Consider the following 15,619-nt stretch of genomic DNA (forward strand, 5'->3'; position numbering starts at 1 on the left):
AAATGCAAATTGGTGCAAGGCTAAAAGAAGCAAGGGAGGCACAAAACCTCTCTTTAGAAGAATTACAAGAGATGACAAAAATCCAGAAACGGTATTTGATTGCGATTGAAGAAGGGAATTTGCAGATTCTTCCTGGGAAATTTTATGCCCGAGCATTTATGAAAGAATACGCGAATGCTGTCGGGTTAGATCCGAATGAATTAATGGAAGAGTATAAAGAAGAAGTGCCAAAAACGGAAGAGCCGACAGAAGAACAGTATTCGCGTATACAACGCTCTCGAAAAAATCAGGAAAAGAGCACTTCTAATTTTTCATTGTTCCCTACGATTATCGTTGGTCTGCTCATAATCGGTATTATTGCAGTAGCCATTTTCTTTATCGCCCAAAATATGTCTGGGACAGAAAGCAAAGATCCGGTAGAACAAGATGGTAACAATGATATTGTTATCAAAGACGATAAAGGTAAGAATCAAGCAAATCAAGATAAGGCCAATGAAGAGAATCAGGACAACGAAGATGAACAAGGAAATGATCAGGATAAAAAAGCAACAAAAGAAGATACAAAAGAGCCTAAGTTTACTGTAGTGGAAGAAGGAGTAGGCAGTACACCTGAATCGACGGTTGCATTTTCTTATACAGGCGATGAAGTAAAGGCTACATTAGAAGCTACAGGAGATACATGGCTTGGTGTAAATGCTGATGACGGAGAAGCTCTCTTTGAAGAGAGTATGTTTAATGCGGAAAAATCACCACTCGAATTAGACCTTACTGGTAAAGAGCGCGTATTCTTTAAAATTGGTAATGCATCTGTATTAACCATCACCATAAATGGGGTAGAAATGGAATATCCAGTTGATCCAAACAATGTAAGGCAAAATATATGGATAGAATTAAAACAAGAAGCTGAATAATTGTTATGGACCCTTCCTTTCAACTGTTTGGAAGGGTCTATCCATTTTCAAGGAGGAAAAATCATGAATTTACCAAATAAATTAACATTATCTCGTATTTGTTTAATTCCTATTTTCATCATTTTAATGAGTGTTCCATTTTCATGGGGAAGCTGGCAGATAGGAGAAGCAGAATTACCGGTAACTCACTTTGTTTCTGCTGTACTGTTTATTGTTGCAGCTGCAACAGATTGGGTAGATGGTCACTATGCTCGAAAATATAATTTGGTTACTAATTTAGGAAAATTCCTTGATCCACTAGCGGACAAGCTGCTTGTTTCTGCTGCATTGATTATGCTGGTAGAGATGGGGGTAGCGCCAGCGTGGGTTGTCATTCTTATTATTAGCCGTGAATTTGCTGTTACAGGACTTCGTCTTGTTGCTGCTGGAGAAGGAATTGTGCTAGCTGCAGGCAGTATGGGTAAATTGAAAACAGCGACACAAATGGTTGCTATTGCGGTATTATTACTACATAATTTTCCATTTTCGTATCTAGGATTTCCGTTCGGTGAAATCATGTTATATATTAGTTTATTCTTTACAGTATTATCTGGGGCAGATTACTTTATTAAAAATTGGCATGTGATGAGGGATTCGAAATGACAAAGGATTTACAGGCTGAAATTGTTGCCGTTGGTACCGAACTTTTACTTGGTCAAATTGCCAATACAAATGCACAGTGGCTTTCCCAGCAATTGGCTAATCAAGGGGTCAATGTTTATCGCCATACTACTGTAGGCGACAACTTGCAGCGTGTGCAGGAAGCATTTAAGCAAGCCCATGAGCGCTCTGATATTGTTATTGTTACAGGGGGGCTTGGGCCAACAGAAGATGACTTGACAAGAGAAGCGTTTCAGCAATTGAGCCATATTCCGTTAGTACAACATCGGCCATCAATGGATAAGATACAAGCATATTTCGAAAAACAGCAAGCGGTGATGACGCCAAACAATCCGAAACAGGCGAGAGTATTTGAAGGCGCAACGGTTTGGCTTAATCCAGTAGGTATGGCTCCAGGGATGAAGCTTACATATGACAATTGCACGTGGATTTTCCTGCCAGGTGTTCCAAGAGAGATGAAAGCTTTAGTAAGGGAATATATGATACCTGCATTGCAACAATTACTTGGTAAAAAAGAAATGATTAAATCGATTGTTTTAAAATTCACTGGAATTGGTGAATCAAAACTAGAGCATGAGCTACAAGATATTATTCATGAACAAACGAACCCGACGATTGCACCACTTGCTCAAGAAGAGGGAATTGTTATTCGTCTAACAGCAAAAAGTGATACGCTTCAGCAGGCAGATCAACTATTAGAAGCTACAAAAGCTAAGATATTTTCAAGAGTAGGTAACTACGCTTATGGTGAAGATCATGAGACATTAGAAGGAAAAGTCGTAGGGTTACTAACCGAACAAGAACATACATTAGCGACTGCTGAAAGTTTGACTGGCGGAGCTTTCTCAGAGAAAATATCGACTGTTTCTGGTGCTTCCAGTGTCTTACAAGGAGGTATCGTTAGTTATACGAATAGGGTGAAGGAGCATGTGTTAGGTGTTCCCAAGAAGGTATTGGAAACAAAAGGGGCAGTAAGTAAGGAATGTGCTGAAGAAATGGCAATGCAAGTGGCTAATAAACTGTCTTCCTCTATTGGGATAGCCTTTACTGGGGTCGCTGGACCAATGGAAATGGAAGGGAAGAAAGTTGGTACCGTTTATATTGCCATTTACAATCCGACTGGCGTGTCGCTTGTGGAAAAATTTTTGTTTCAAGGTGACCGAAATTCTATTCGCCGGAGAACCGTTCTGAAAGGTCTTGAATTACTCTATCGGACGCTTAAATGAGATAATTTCGCACTATTGTTTCCGAGAAATTTTATTATCAATGCCTCATAGTTTGTTAACTTTCATTTTTGCACATATTTTCTAATTGAAAAATGGGAACGTTTATTCGATTTTTTGCTTGGCAAATAAAAGAAAAGCATGTATGATGGTACTAGATGATTAAAGGAGGGCGAAGTTTTGAGTGATAAAAAACAAGCTTTAGATATGGCGTTAAAACAAATAGAGAAGCAGTTTGGAAAAGGTTCCATCATGAAACTGGGAGAACAAGCTGAACAAAAAATAGCAACTATACCTAGTGGTTCACTAGCATTAGATGTAGCACTTGGAATCGGTGGATATCCAAAAGGTCGAGTTGTTGAAATATATGGTCCGGAATCGTCCGGTAAAACAACGGTAGCTTTACATGCAATTGCAGAAGCACAGCAACAGGGTGGACAAGCGGCCTTTATTGATGCGGAGCATGCGCTTGACCCAACATATGCACGCGCTTTAGGAGTGGACATTGAAGAACTATTACTCTCACAGCCTGATACAGGCGAACAGGCACTTGAAATCGCAGAAGCTCTTGTCCGCAGCGGAGCAGTTGACATTATTGTAGTGGATTCTGTTGCAGCACTTGTTCCAAAAGCAGAAATTGAGGGCGAGATGGGCGATTCCCATGTGGGGCTTCAGGCTCGTCTAATGTCCCAAGCATTGCGTAAATTATCCGGAGCTATTAATAAGTCAAAGACAACCGCAATCTTTATTAACCAAATCCGTGAAAAAGTCGGTGTTATGTTTGGTAACCCGGAAATTACTCCCGGCGGTCGTGCACTGAAATTCTACTCATCTGTGCGGCTTGAAGTGCGTCGTGCTGAATCATTAAAACAAGGGAATGATATGGTCGGGAACAAAGCGAGAATTAAAGTCGTTAAAAATAAGGTTGCTCCACCATTTAAGCAAGCAGAAGTAGATATTATGTACGGGGAAGGCATATCCAAAGAAGGCGAAATTTTGGATATTGGCTCTGATTTAGATATCGTGCAAAAAAGCGGTGCCTGGTATTCATATAATGAAGAAAGGCTTGGTCAAGGACGTGAAAACGCGAAGCAATTTTTAAAAGAGAATACCGATATGATGGCTGAAATTCATGCGGCAATCAGACAGCATTATAATTTAGATGACGAGCCGAATGAAGAAGAAGCCGAAGCATTCAGTCAGGAAAGTCTGGACGTATAATCGATCAACACCTTTTGCAGTAAGTGCAAGGGGTGTTTTTTACTACTGTTGTAGTACCGTTATGGACCAAGAAAAGGAAGTGAAATGAAAATGGGATATTTAAAATAGTGTGGAAATAGGATTACAAAGCCTCCTCAGGTTCCCTTGGTCAATGTTGTAAAGTCAAGCACCAAAGATATATTCATATTCTTGGAGTTACAGATGGTAATTGATAATTTATGACATATTCATAAATGGTCAATTACCTCCCTGTTTTAAAACATCTGTAAAGACACAACGATAATTTCTGAGTAAATATATTTCACCAATACCACGTCATTTTGGAGTTCTAAAATCTGCTAGTGCTTCAAGTCCAGGAACCCTAGTCATTAAAAATGCTTTAGTAACCCTATTTATATAATCAAATCCATTTTTGGAACATTACTTAAGAAATTTTCATCACAATGGGGTTGGATCCTTCACAAGCTTGTCCAAATTAATTTCTAAAAGTTGTCCTGCATGAACCAAACCACTTCCAAAACCGTACATAAGAACGCGATCTCCATTGTTGACTTTTCCCTCACGAATTCCGAGGTCTAGAGCTAAAGGAATGGTAGCAGCAGAAGTATTTCCAAAATCCTCTAAGCTATAAAGGTTTTTTTCTATAGGGTATGCTAATTTTTTGCTAGCACTATGAGGTATAAACCAATTAATCTGTTAAACTTGTTTGCGTTTTTTCTAATATTTGTCCAATACTATTAGGGACATTCCTTACTACCCAACGAAAAACTTCCCTGCCATTTTGTACAAGATATTGACTATCGATTAATTCAATATCATTTACTTTTTTTGACAGTCCCACACGATATACATGGTGGGCTCCTCTTCCATCACTACCTAGATGGAATCCAATGAAACTGTTTGATAGTTCATCCCTTTCAACCAATACCGCGCCAGCTCCATCACCAAATAAAACACATGTACTTCTGTCCGTATAATCGGTAATTTTTGATATTGTATCTGCTCCAATAACAAGTATCTTTTTGTGGAAGCCAGATGCAATATAGTTGTTTGCTGTATGTAATGCATAAATAAATCCTGCACACGCTGCACTTACATCTATGGCACCAGTATTTGGGATATTTAATCGATTCTGTATGATGCTGGCAACCGAGGGAAATGGAAAATCTGGTGTACTTGTTGCCACAATAATCATATCTACATCTTCGACGGTTTTATTATATCTTTGCATCATATCTTTTACGGCTAATACACATAAATCACTGGTAAATTCATCCGTACAAGCTATTCTACGCTCGTGAATTCCTGTTCTTTGTATGATCCATTCATTGTTCGTTTCGACCATTCGTTCAAGATCAATATTTGTTAATTTTTTTTGGGAACATACGTCCCAATGGATGTTATTCTTGCTCCTAACATATAAGGATCACCTCTAAATGATTTATTATCAGATATTAGTACTTAGTATTAATTCTAACATTTTATAGTAGTATAAATCAATTTAAAACAAAATGCTTACTTTAAAGCGTTGACTACAGAAGGGGCTATTAACGGAACAATACCATTTTCAACCATATTTCATTCATCTATCTTTTAGTTGAAGAGAGTTTTCTTATTCAACTAACAAACGGTTTAAGTTGTTTTTAAAGTGTAACCTTATTTTGCTCGTAGCGCCCTGTGCCTATTTGAATTTTTAGTTACTATTCGAGATTTATCACGATTATCCGATATAGCGCTATATGAAAATGGAATATTTTTAAAACTATTCAACGCAAAAGATTGATTCTCTGGAATCTAAAACATTCTAATTGCGTTTTTATTTTACTAAGATAACTGCAAGGAAGTGAACTTTCATTTTAAGTCTTTCGTCAATTTAAGAATGATAACTTTATCTTTTTACCAGTATCTTGCATGAAGTTGTGACGTTTCCTTGACATTCTTCGGCTACACAATTAAAATTAAATTTGTATAACTTTATCATTTGTATGATATATTGTATGGTTATTTAACGCATTGAAACTTTTACATGCCGACAATAATTGATGTACAACTTTATAGCAAGAGGAGGTGAAATCATGGACAGTCTAATGCTCATCTCCATTTTGCTTGTAATCCTAATCGTCGGTATTGTTGTTGGTTATCTGATTCGTAAATCTATTGCTGAAGCAAAAATTTCAAGTGCTGAAACATTGGCTAAACAAATTGTTGATGAAGCACATCGAAATGCGGAAGCTTCTAAGAAAGAGGCCCTTCTTGAAGCGAAGGATGAAAATCATAAACTTCGACAGCAGACAGAGGATGAACTTCGGGAACGACGTAACGAAGTTCAAAAACAAGAAAATCGTCTGATGCATAAAGAAGAAAATTTGGACAAGAAAAGTGAATCGTTAGATCAGCGAGAGCTTAATTTAGAAAAGAGGGAACAGTCGTTAGCAGACAAACAACAACAAATTGAAGAAATGGAAAGCAAAGTGGAAGCTATGATAAAAGAGCAGCAAACGGAGCTTGAACGCATTTCGGGATATACAACAGATCAGGCTAGACAGATTATTTTAGAACGAATAGAACAAGAAGTTGCACATGAATCTGCTTTAATTATCAAAGAGGCAGAAAATCGCGCCAAAGAAGAAGCAGATAAAAAAGCTAAAAGCATTCTTTCGTTAGCATTACAGCGTTGTGCTGCTGACCACGTTGCTGAAACAACGGTATCCGTTGTTAACCTTCCAAATGATGAAATGAAAGGACGTATCATTGGACGTGAAGGACGAAACATAAGAACGTTAGAGACGTTAACTGGAATTGACTTAATTATCGATGATACTCCAGAAGCAGTTATATTATCAGGATTTGATCCAATTCGAAGAGAAACCGCCCGTCTGGCATTAGAAAAACTCGTACAGGATGGCCGTATCCACCCTGCGCGTATTGAAGAGATGGTTGATAAAGCAAGACGTGATGTGGATGATCATATCCGGGAGATTGGTGAAGAAACAACGTTTGAAGTAGGAGTGCATGGCTTACATCCAGATTTAATTAAGATTCTTGGTCGTTTAAAATATCGTACAAGCTATGGTCAGAATGTGCTAAAGCATTCTACAGAAGTAGCTTATCTAGCCGGTTTGCTTGCTGCTGAACTTGGTGAAGACGAAATGTTAGCAAGAAGAGCTGGACTGCTTCATGATATAGGTAAAGCAATCGATCATGAGGTAGAAGGTAGTCACGTGGAAATTGGTAAAGAACTTGCAATGAAGTACAAAGAGCATGAAGTTGTTATCAATTCCATTGCTTCTCACCATGGCGATGAAGAACCTACTTCCATAATCTCTGTACTCGTAGCTGCTGCTGATGCGCTATCTGCAGCTAGACCTGGTGCAAGAAGCGAGACACTAGAAAATTATATTAAACGTTTAGAAAAGCTGGAAGAGATTTCTGAGTCGTTTGTTGGTGTAGAAAAATCATTTGCAATTCAAGCTGGTAGAGAGATCCGAATTATGGTAAAGCCAGATGAAATTGACGATGTAGAATCCGTTCGAATTGCTCGAGATATACGTAAGAAGATTGAAGGCGAACTGGATTATCCTGGACATATTAAAGTTACTGTGATTCGAGAAACACGAGCAGTTGAATATGCAAAATAAAAAGTGGTCTAAGGACCGCTTTTTATTTTGACATTCTTTCCTTAATATGAAAAACTGAGAATACGTTAATAGTTAGGATGAGACAAACATGAGAATATTATTTATTGGAGATGTAGTGGGTTCTCCTGGTAGAGAAATGGTACAAACCTATTTGCCAAAGTTGAAAGAGAAGTATCGACCCAACCTTACCATCGTAAACGGAGAAAATGCTGCTTCAGGAAAAGGAATAACCGAAAAAATATATAAGCAGCTATTAGGATGGGGCGCACAAGTAGTAACGATGGGGAATCACACATGGGATAAAAAGGAAATCTATGATTTTATCGATGAAGCGAATAAAATGATCCGTCCCGCAAACTTTCCAGATAACAACCCTGGGAAAGGGATTGCCTATGTCAATATCAATGGCGTTGAAGTAGCTGTAATTAGTTTGCAAGGGAGAACCTTTCTGCCGCCAAGTGATGATCCGTTTTCAAAAGCTGATATATTAATCAAGGAAGCACAACAACGGACAAATATAATTTTTGTTGACTTCCACGGAGAAGCAACAAGTGAGAAACAAGCATTTGGCTGGTACGTAGACGGCAGAGTAAGCGCTGTTATTGGCACACACACACATACTCAAACGGCTGATGAGCGTATTTTGCCAGGAGGCACAGCCTATTTGTCTGATGCGGGTATGACAGGGCCGTATGACGGCATTCTTGGCGTAGATAGAGAAGCAGTAATTCAGCGCTTTCTGACATCGATGCCAGTTCGATTTGAAGTCCCAAAACAAGGAAGAACACAATTGAATGGTTGTTTCATTACGATTGATGATCAATCAGGAAAAGCAACGAAGATCGAACGCATTCTTATTAATGAAGACCATCCATTTTTGTAAACCTTGTTACGACCGGTAACATCTGCCTTTTACGTGTTACTACGTGAAACGGAGGAGGATCAAAGAGGGATTCAGCGAAGAGGACGATTCTCTTTAGCTAACATTGTAGTAGGGAGGAAATCTCCTCCTGGAGGAAGTTTCATTTAACACTTTCTGTAAGGTAAAATGAATGACCAAATGGTACTAAAAACAAAATATAGTCAAAATGTTGAGGATAGATTATTTGAATGTTAAGAATTATTAATGCATAATAGGGGTAATAAGCTAACATCTCCAAGAATATAGTATAAGTATAACTAGAATAGTTTAATGAAGGAGGTACTAGTGGTGGAAGTATTAAAAGTGTCAGCAAAATCAAATCCAAATTCAGTAGCGGGTGCACTTGCGAATGTGCTAAGAGAACGTGGCTCAGCAGAAATTCAGGCTATTGGAGCTGGTGCATTAAACCAGGCTGTAAAGGCAGTAGCAATTGCTAGAGGATTTGTTGCACCTAGTGGCGTAGACCTTATTTGTATTCCGGCTTTTACAGATATTATAATTGATGAAGAAGAACGTACGGCAATTAAATTAATTGTAGAGCCTAGATAATCGCTATTATGAAAAATGTTTACTATGTGTTGCGCATTTGCGCAGCACTATTTTTATATCGCTCACCAATGCAGACGAGTTGCTCATCCAGTCGGGTTTGCCATATAGTAGACAATTTTAGAGAAACGCACTGTACTTTATCATATTGTAGAGGTTAGTCTGGATGTCTCGTATCAATGAAGCATGAATGCTTATTATGTAAAGAAAGAAGTAGTAGAACTATACCTTTCCTTTCCTCAATCAATCGTCTTCCTATCTGTTCATACTTTATTGCATAGCCATCTATTGTTTAATTTCAATATAGCATTTATAATAAATTAATGAGTGTAAACATGGTATTTAACAGAACACTAATCATTGATTCTAATGAAGCGTATAGCCAGTAAATGGTTACTTTGTTTTGCAGGAAAAGAAAGGAGTTTATCAATGAACGAGCAACAACGTAAACAACAAGCGCAAATTAAACAGGCAAATCCAACGGACGTAAAATCCGGTATGGATAATATGGAACGTATAAAAAATACGTCAAGTGAAGATTTAATTTCTAAATATTTTAAGACAACATATGAACCACCAAATTTGAATAAAGCACGCAAACGCGGACGAGATAAAGTAAATGTGCATTACGACTTTGCTATTCCAGAAGATATGGAAAATATTGGACAAGGAAAGAAGTTTTTAATTCGTACGTACGGCTGCCAAATGAATGAGCACGATACCGAGGTAATGGCTGGCATCCTTACAGAAATGGGCTATGCGTCCACTTCAGAAACAAATGAAGCTGATATTATCTTGTTGAATACGTGTGCAATCAGAGAAAATGCTGAAAATAAGGTGTTTGGTGAAATTGGTCATTTAAAAGCTTTGAAACGAGAAAAACCGGATTTAATACTCGGTGTTTGTGGCTGTATGTCCCAAGAAGAATCTGTAGTGAATCGCATATTGAAAAAGCACCAGCATGTGGATTTGATTTTTGGCACCCATAATATACATCGATTGCCTCATCTTGTGAAAGAAGCAATGTTTGGTAAAGAAAAGATTGTTGAAGTATGGTCTAAAGAAGGCGATGTGATTGAAAACCTTCCAAAAGCACGTAAAGGAAAAATAAAAGCTTGGGTTAACATTATGTACGGCTGTGATAAGTTCTGTACATATTGTATTGTTCCGATGACGCGCGGAAAAGAACGAAGCCGTCTTCCAGAAGATATCATCCAAGAGGTTCGCCACTTAGCTGCTCAAGGTTATAAAGAGGTAACATTATTAGGTCAAAACGTAAATGCCTACGGAAAAGATTTAGAAGGCATGACTTACGGTTTAGGAGACTTAATGGATGAGCTTCGCAAAATCGATATTCCAAGAATTCGCTTTACGACCTCACACCCAAGAGACTTTGATGATCGTTTAATCGAAGTTTTAGCTAAGGGTGGCAATCTGTTAGATCATATCCATTTACCGGTTCAATCAGGTAGCAGTGAAATTCTGAAGAAAATGAATCGGAAATATACCCGAGAATCCTATTTAGAACTCGTAAGAAAGATTCGTGCTGCAATGCCGAATGCGACGTTAACGACAGATATTATTGTAGGCTTTCCTAATGAAACGGAAGAGCAGTTTGAAGAAACGATGACTTTAATGGAGGAAGTAGGCTTTGAAGCTGCCTATACATTTATTTATTCGCCACGTGAAGGCACGCCAGCAGCTCGTAAAAAAGATAATGTGCCAGAAGAAGTGAAAAAGCAACGACTCTATCGCTTAAATGAGCTTGTTAACAAACAATCTGCGGCGTCTATGAAGAAGTATCAAGACCAGGTCGTAAAAGTACTTGTAGAGGGAGAAAGTAAAAAAGACCCAGATGTATTAGCAGGGTATACAGAAAGAAATAAACTTGTTAATTTTAGAGGACCAAAGTCTGCAATTGGGCAGATTGTAGATGTAAAAATAACAGAAGCAAAAACTTGGTCTTTAGATGGTGTAATGGTCGAAAATACAATAGGGGTGGAATAATGATGGCAGAATATACACGTAAACAAGTGCTCGATGAAGCAAAAAGACTTGCCAATATGCTAGCAAATACAGAAGAAATTGAGCGCTTTAAGCAAGTCGAAGCGAAAATAAATGAAAATAAAAAGGTCCAGCGATTAATTACTAAAATTAAAGCTTTACAGAAACAAGCTGTTAATCTACAGGCTTATGAAAAGCATGAAGCTTTAAAAAAAGTAGAGGAACAACTGGATATCTTTCAAGAAGAAATTGACGCTATTCCTGTAGTACAGGAATTTAAAGAGACCCAAGTCGTTGTCAATGATGTCTTGCAGTTAATTACAGCTACGATTGCAAGAGAAGTTACGAACCAAGTGATCGAATCTACAGGCGGCGATTTATTATCCGGAGAAACAGGGTCGAAAGTAAGAACGAAATCAGGCTGTAGCCATTAATGAGAAGGACAGTGGATGTTATAATCCCTGTCCTTCTCTACATTTGAACGAAGCCAATTGCCATCCGTTTATCCCATATATAAGGTGCTGTAAGACTCCCGCTTCAAGAGTTGGATATCTGTACTGCAGCAAGTCTAAGTGAGAAATAGCAGCAGCTAAATGCCCGATTCGTTCCTCTAACAATCAGTAGGGGATGAAGAAACCCCCACGGATGGAAGCTTCATCTTATATGCTTTTACCTATTCCTTTTCTATTTTTCCTGACCCACTATGCACTTTAGGTATTTGTCTTGCATAAAATGACTATGAAAAAAGAGGAGGTAAAAGTAATTATGTCTTTTTTAGAAAAAGAATATAGAGAGATCATAACGAAAGCGGTTTGTGGTAAAGGTCGTAAGTTCTCACAAGCAACCCATTCCGTCACACCATCACATAGACCTTCAAGTATACTAGGTTGTTGGGTAATTAATCATCTGTATAACGCAAAGATAAAATCAAAAGATACCGTAGAAATAAATGGCAGCTATGAAATTAATATTTGGTATTCGTATAATGACAATACAAAAACAGAAGCTATCACGGAGCGAGTAACATACAGTGACAAAGTACCATTGTCAGTCAAAGACGAAAATTGCCTGAACGATGATTTTGATGTTATTGCCAAAGTTATTCAACAGCCCAATTGCTTGAATTGTACAATTGAGAACAAAGGGCATAAGATAGCGGTAGAGATTGAAAGAGAGTTTATTGTCCAAATTATTGGTGATACGAAAATTGCAGTTCGTGTAGATCCAAAGCGGGAACATGTAGATGATGACGATGATGAAGTTTGGGATGTAGAGCTGACGGATGATGAGCTGGAAGAAGTAGAGCCAGACTTTTTAAATAAAGATTAACCAGATTACGAGGAGAGGCTTCCTCGTAATCTTTTTCTTTCTAGTGCGGATTCAAATGTTTCGAATTTCTTCCTACGATAATCTACAGCAGCTCAAATCTAAAGGAAGGTCGACTAAAAATGGGCTCGCTGCATAATGTCGCACATCTGTTGCAGGGGCGAGTGAGATATTCTTCAAAAAACTGCTTATAGTACTGAAACATGATGCGAAAAACGGCTTCTAAATTTCCAATTCATTTGACTATCTTTTAAAGGGATGAAAATTTCACCTAATCTCGTTAGACCTACAAGTTTATACGTCATTTATCAAGTGCTTTCGCTTTTTCCCAATTTTGTTTACAATCATCATACTAAATTTTGAAGCAACAAGCGCTTCAAAAAGAATTCATGGGATAGACATACTATTGGATTAATCGAAAGTAAAGCTGAATGTGTGCTATAATAGCAGAAGAATATTTTACGGTTTTTTTGGAGGACAAAACATGGCAAAGCAAACACCAATGATGAAACAATATCTTAGCATAAAAGAAGCATATAAGGATGCATTCCTATTTTTTCGCTTAGGCGATTTTTATGAACTGTTTTTTGATGATGCGGTTCAAGCTGCAAGGGAGCTGGAGATTACACTAACAAAACGGGATTCAGGTAGTCCGAACCCTATCCCTATGTGCGGTGTTCCATATCATTCTGCTGAAAATTACATAAAAACCTTAATAGAAAAAGGCTATAAAGTAGCTATTTGTGAACAAGTGGAAGACCCGAAAACAGCCAAAGGTGTAGTAAAGCGGGAAGTGATTCAATTAATTACACCTGGTACAGTGATGGAAAAGACGATGCTAAACGAAAAAGAGAATAACTATATTGCTAGTTTGTCTCATTTTGATACGAGCTATGTTCTTGTCTATAGTGATTTGTCTACGGGAGAAAATCAGCTGGTAGTTATTGAAGATGGTTGGGACGGCGTGATTCACGAATTATACAATCAACCTATTAAAGAAATTGTTGTCTCGTCTCAATTGCCTGAGGACTTACAAAAACAGTTGAAATCGAGGCTGCATGTTACTCTTTCGTATCAGGACGAGGTTACGTTCAATGCGGAATATCGGAATTTATGCGAAAATCTCCATGATGAAAAACTATTAACGGCATTTAGCAGATTATTAAATTATATACAGCATACCCAAAAGCGCTCGCTCGATCATATGCAGCAAGCAAAAGTGATAGCACTTCAGCATCATTTATCCTTAGATATGTATTCCAAGCGTAATTTAGAGCTTACAGAAACATTAATAAAAAAGGAAAAGTATGGCAGTTTACTATGGGTGCTTGATAAGACAGTTACGGCAATGGGGTCGAGAATGTTAAAAAAATGGCTAGAACGGCCACTTTTAAATGCTCGCGAAATTGAGAAGCGACTTAATATTGTGGAAGGGTTTTATAGTCAGTTTATGGAACGGGATGAATTAAGAGAAACGTTAAAATCGGTTTATGACTTAGAAAGGCTTGCTGGAAGAATTGCATTTGGTAATGTAAATGCACGTGATCTGCAACAACTTAAAAGCTCTCTACAAAAGATTCCAGCCTTAAAACAGCTTTTACTACAATTTTCCCAGCCAGAAATGCGGCAATTAGCTAAGCAAATTTATATCGATCCAAAGATTGTAGATATACTTCAAACAAGTATTGTAGAGGACCCGCCGATCTCGATAAAAGAAGGCGGAATTATTAAAGATGGATATAACGAGCAACTAGATACGTATCGAGATGCTTCTAGAAATGGTAAGCAGTGGATTGCTGAGCTCGAACAAAAAGAAAAGCAAGCAACAAATATTAAATCATTAAAAATTGGTTATAATCGTGTATTCGGTTATTATATCGAAGTAACAAAAGCCAACTTGCATTTGCTTCCTGAAGGACGCTACGAAAGAAAACAAACGTTAACGAATGCTGAAAGGTATATTACACCAGAGCTAAAGGAAAAGGAACAGCTAATTTTAGAAGCGGAAGAAAAAAGTGTTGAATTAGAATATCAATTATTCATTGAAATTCGTGAGCAGATGAAGACGTATATTCCTGAGTTACAACGGTTAGCAGAAGTGGTGAGCTATGTGGATGTGCTACAAGGGTTTGCAACCGTTAGTGAGTCCAATAATTATGTTCGCCCTACATTTGATCGCAAGAAATTGCGCATTAAACAGAGCAGGCATCCGGTTATTGAGCAAGTCATGGATGACGGAACGTTTGTACCTAATGATATTGCATTAGATGAGCACAGTCATATTTTATTAATTACAGGACCTAATATGTCAGGGAAAAGCACGTACATGCGCCAATTAGCGTTGACTGTCATTATGGGGCAAATAGGCTGTTTTGTGCCATGTGAATCTGCACAGCTTCTCATTTTCGATCAAATATTTACACGAATTGGGGCGGCAGATGATTTAGTTGCTGGTCAAAGTACATTTATGGTGGAAATGTTAGAAGCGAATCATGCGATAGCCAATGCGACCGAGCAGAGTTTGATATTATTTGACGAGATCGGGCGGGGGACGAGCACATACGATGGAATGGCGTTGGCGCAAGCGATTATTGAGTATATTCATAATCATATTCAAGCAAAGACGTTGTTCTCGACGCACTATCATGAATTAACGGATCTAGCTAACACATTGCCTAATTTAAAAAATATTCATGTTAGGGCGGAAGAACACGAGGGAAATGTTGTATTTCTTCATCAAATTAAAGATGGACCTGCTGATCAAAGCTATGGTATTCATGTAGCGAAGCTTGCTAATTTACCGTCAAGCTTAATCACTCGTGCTAGTAAAATATTAATGGAACTCGAAGGCACTAGTCAATCTGAAGCTGAAACGAAGGCAGAGCAAGCAGCATCTACCGAACAAACTGGGCAGCTATCTTTCTTTACGGAGGAAAAACAGCAACATCAACCAGTGTCAAAATCAAATAATCATGACGATAAAGTAATACAAGAACTAAAAGACTTAGATTTATTTACTTTGACCCCGTTGGATGCGATGAACGTTTTGTATCAATTACAGAAAAAGGCTCGTAAATAGTTGAATTGCTTTATCCTTAGCGTGACATCATGATGTATGGTGGTAGTATTTCCAATCCGTAAATAAAACAGACGACGTTGAACCGAAAT

12 protein-coding genes and 1 pseudogene are annotated in these 15,619 nt (G+C 38.0%); 11 read left to right on the forward strand and 2 right to left on the reverse strand.

Features of this window, described 5'->3' with window-relative positions:
* The first annotated feature begins 2 nt into the window (after window positions 1-2).
* The 4 genes from BKP57_RS20660 (at window position 3) to recA (ending at window position 4,015) form a co-directional block, all read left to right on the forward strand.
* Window positions 3-911: a helix-turn-helix domain-containing protein gene (locus tag BKP57_RS20660; RefSeq protein ID WP_072742263.1), complete on the forward strand. Its 909-nt coding sequence runs from the start codon at window positions 3-5 to the stop codon at window positions 909-911.
* 63 nt (window positions 912-974) lie between these two features.
* Entirely contained in the window at window positions 975-1,553 is a 579-nt protein-coding gene (gene pgsA, locus BKP57_RS20665; RefSeq protein WP_072742264.1) for a CDP-diacylglycerol--glycerol-3-phosphate 3-phosphatidyltransferase, read from the forward strand.
* Window positions 1,550-2,797, forward strand: coding sequence for a competence/damage-inducible protein A (locus BKP57_RS20670; protein WP_072742265.1), 1,248 nt, complete (start codon window positions 1,550-1,552; stop codon window positions 2,795-2,797). Before pgsA ends, BKP57_RS20670 begins: the two co-directional genes overlap by 4 nt.
* Before the next feature lie 177 nt (window positions 2,798-2,974).
* Window positions 2,975-4,015 carry a recombinase RecA gene (gene recA, locus BKP57_RS20675; protein ID WP_050352809.1) on the forward strand — a complete coding sequence of 347 codons (1,041 nt, stop codon included), beginning with the start codon at window positions 2,975-2,977 and terminating at the stop codon, window positions 4,013-4,015.
* 4 nt (window positions 4,016-4,019) lie between these two features.
* Here recA and BKP57_RS23480 read toward each other — a convergent pair whose 3' ends face one another.
* Window positions 4,020-4,085 (reverse strand): YgiT-type zinc finger protein, encoded by a 66-nt coding sequence (locus tag BKP57_RS23480; RefSeq protein WP_399479065.1) that lies wholly within the window; start codon window positions 4,083-4,085, stop codon window positions 4,020-4,022.
* Between the two features lie 368 nt (window positions 4,086-4,453).
* Window positions 4,454-5,434: pseudogene (locus tag BKP57_RS20680) on the reverse strand (ketoacyl-ACP synthase III).
* A 656-nt stretch (window positions 5,435-6,090) separates the two neighbouring features.
* Here BKP57_RS20680 and rny point away from each other — a divergent pair.
* The 7 genes from rny (at window position 6,091) to mutS (ending at window position 15,530) form a co-directional block, all read left to right on the forward strand.
* Entirely contained in the window at window positions 6,091-7,653 is a 1,563-nt protein-coding gene (gene rny / locus BKP57_RS20685; protein WP_050352810.1) for a ribonuclease Y, read from the forward strand.
* A gap of 88 nt (window positions 7,654-7,741) precedes the next feature.
* Window positions 7,742-8,536: a TIGR00282 family metallophosphoesterase gene (locus tag BKP57_RS20690; RefSeq protein ID WP_050352811.1), complete on the forward strand. Its 795-nt coding sequence runs from the start codon at window positions 7,742-7,744 to the stop codon at window positions 8,534-8,536.
* Between the two features lie 327 nt (window positions 8,537-8,863).
* Window positions 8,864-9,124 carry a stage V sporulation protein S gene (locus BKP57_RS20695; protein ID WP_050352812.1) on the forward strand — a complete coding sequence of 87 codons (261 nt, stop codon included), beginning with the start codon at window positions 8,864-8,866 and terminating at the stop codon, window positions 9,122-9,124.
* A gap of 426 nt (window positions 9,125-9,550) precedes the next feature.
* On the forward strand, window positions 9,551-11,128 hold the full coding sequence (gene miaB, locus BKP57_RS20700) for a tRNA (N6-isopentenyl adenosine(37)-C2)-methylthiotransferase MiaB (RefSeq protein WP_072742266.1): 1,578 nt from the start codon (window positions 9,551-9,553) through the stop codon (window positions 11,126-11,128).
* A gap of 2 nt (window positions 11,129-11,130) precedes the next feature.
* Window positions 11,131-11,559 carry a YlbF/YmcA family competence regulator gene (locus BKP57_RS20705; RefSeq protein WP_050352814.1) on the forward strand — a complete coding sequence of 143 codons (429 nt, stop codon included), beginning with the start codon at window positions 11,131-11,133 and terminating at the stop codon, window positions 11,557-11,559.
* 331 nt (window positions 11,560-11,890) lie between these two features.
* On the forward strand, window positions 11,891-12,454 hold the full coding sequence (gene cotE / locus BKP57_RS20710; protein WP_050352815.1) for an outer spore coat protein CotE: 564 nt from the start codon (window positions 11,891-11,893) through the stop codon (window positions 12,452-12,454).
* Between the two features lie 481 nt (window positions 12,455-12,935).
* Window positions 12,936-15,530 (forward strand): DNA mismatch repair protein MutS, encoded by a 2,595-nt coding sequence (gene mutS / locus BKP57_RS20715; RefSeq protein WP_072742267.1) that lies wholly within the window; start codon window positions 12,936-12,938, stop codon window positions 15,528-15,530.
* The last annotated feature ends 89 nt before the right edge of the window (window positions 15,531-15,619 follow it).

The organism is Virgibacillus sp. 6R, assembly GCF_001895305.1.
GTDB classification, from domain to species: domain Bacteria; phylum Bacillota; class Bacilli; order Bacillales; family Amphibacillaceae; genus Virgibacillus; species Virgibacillus pantothenticus.

Excerpts from the sequence above, each read along its gene's own strand:
- cotE (WP_050352815.1), top strand. The coding sequence starts at position 11,891 with ATGTCTTTTTTAGAAAAAGAATATAGAGAGATCATAACGAAAGCGGTT.
- BKP57_RS20690 (WP_050352811.1), top strand. The coding sequence starts at position 7,742 with ATGAGAATATTATTTATTGGAGATGTAGTGGGTTCTCCTGGTAGAGAA.
- BKP57_RS20660 (WP_072742263.1), top strand. The coding sequence starts at position 3 with ATGCAAATTGGTGCAAGGCTAAAAGAAGCAAGGGAGGCACAAAACCTC.
- BKP57_RS20705 (WP_050352814.1), top strand. The coding sequence starts at position 11,131 with ATGGCAGAATATACACGTAAACAAGTGCTCGATGAAGCAAAAAGACTT.
- miaB (WP_072742266.1), top strand. The coding sequence starts at position 9,551 with ATGAACGAGCAACAACGTAAACAACAAGCGCAAATTAAACAGGCAAAT.
- pgsA (WP_072742264.1), top strand. The coding sequence starts at position 975 with ATGAATTTACCAAATAAATTAACATTATCTCGTATTTGTTTAATTCCT.
- BKP57_RS20670 (WP_072742265.1), top strand. The coding sequence starts at position 1,550 with ATGACAAAGGATTTACAGGCTGAAATTGTTGCCGTTGGTACCGAACTT.
- mutS (WP_072742267.1), top strand. The coding sequence starts at position 12,936 with ATGGCAAAGCAAACACCAATGATGAAACAATATCTTAGCATAAAAGAA.
- rny (WP_050352810.1), top strand. The coding sequence starts at position 6,091 with ATGGACAGTCTAATGCTCATCTCCATTTTGCTTGTAATCCTAATCGTC.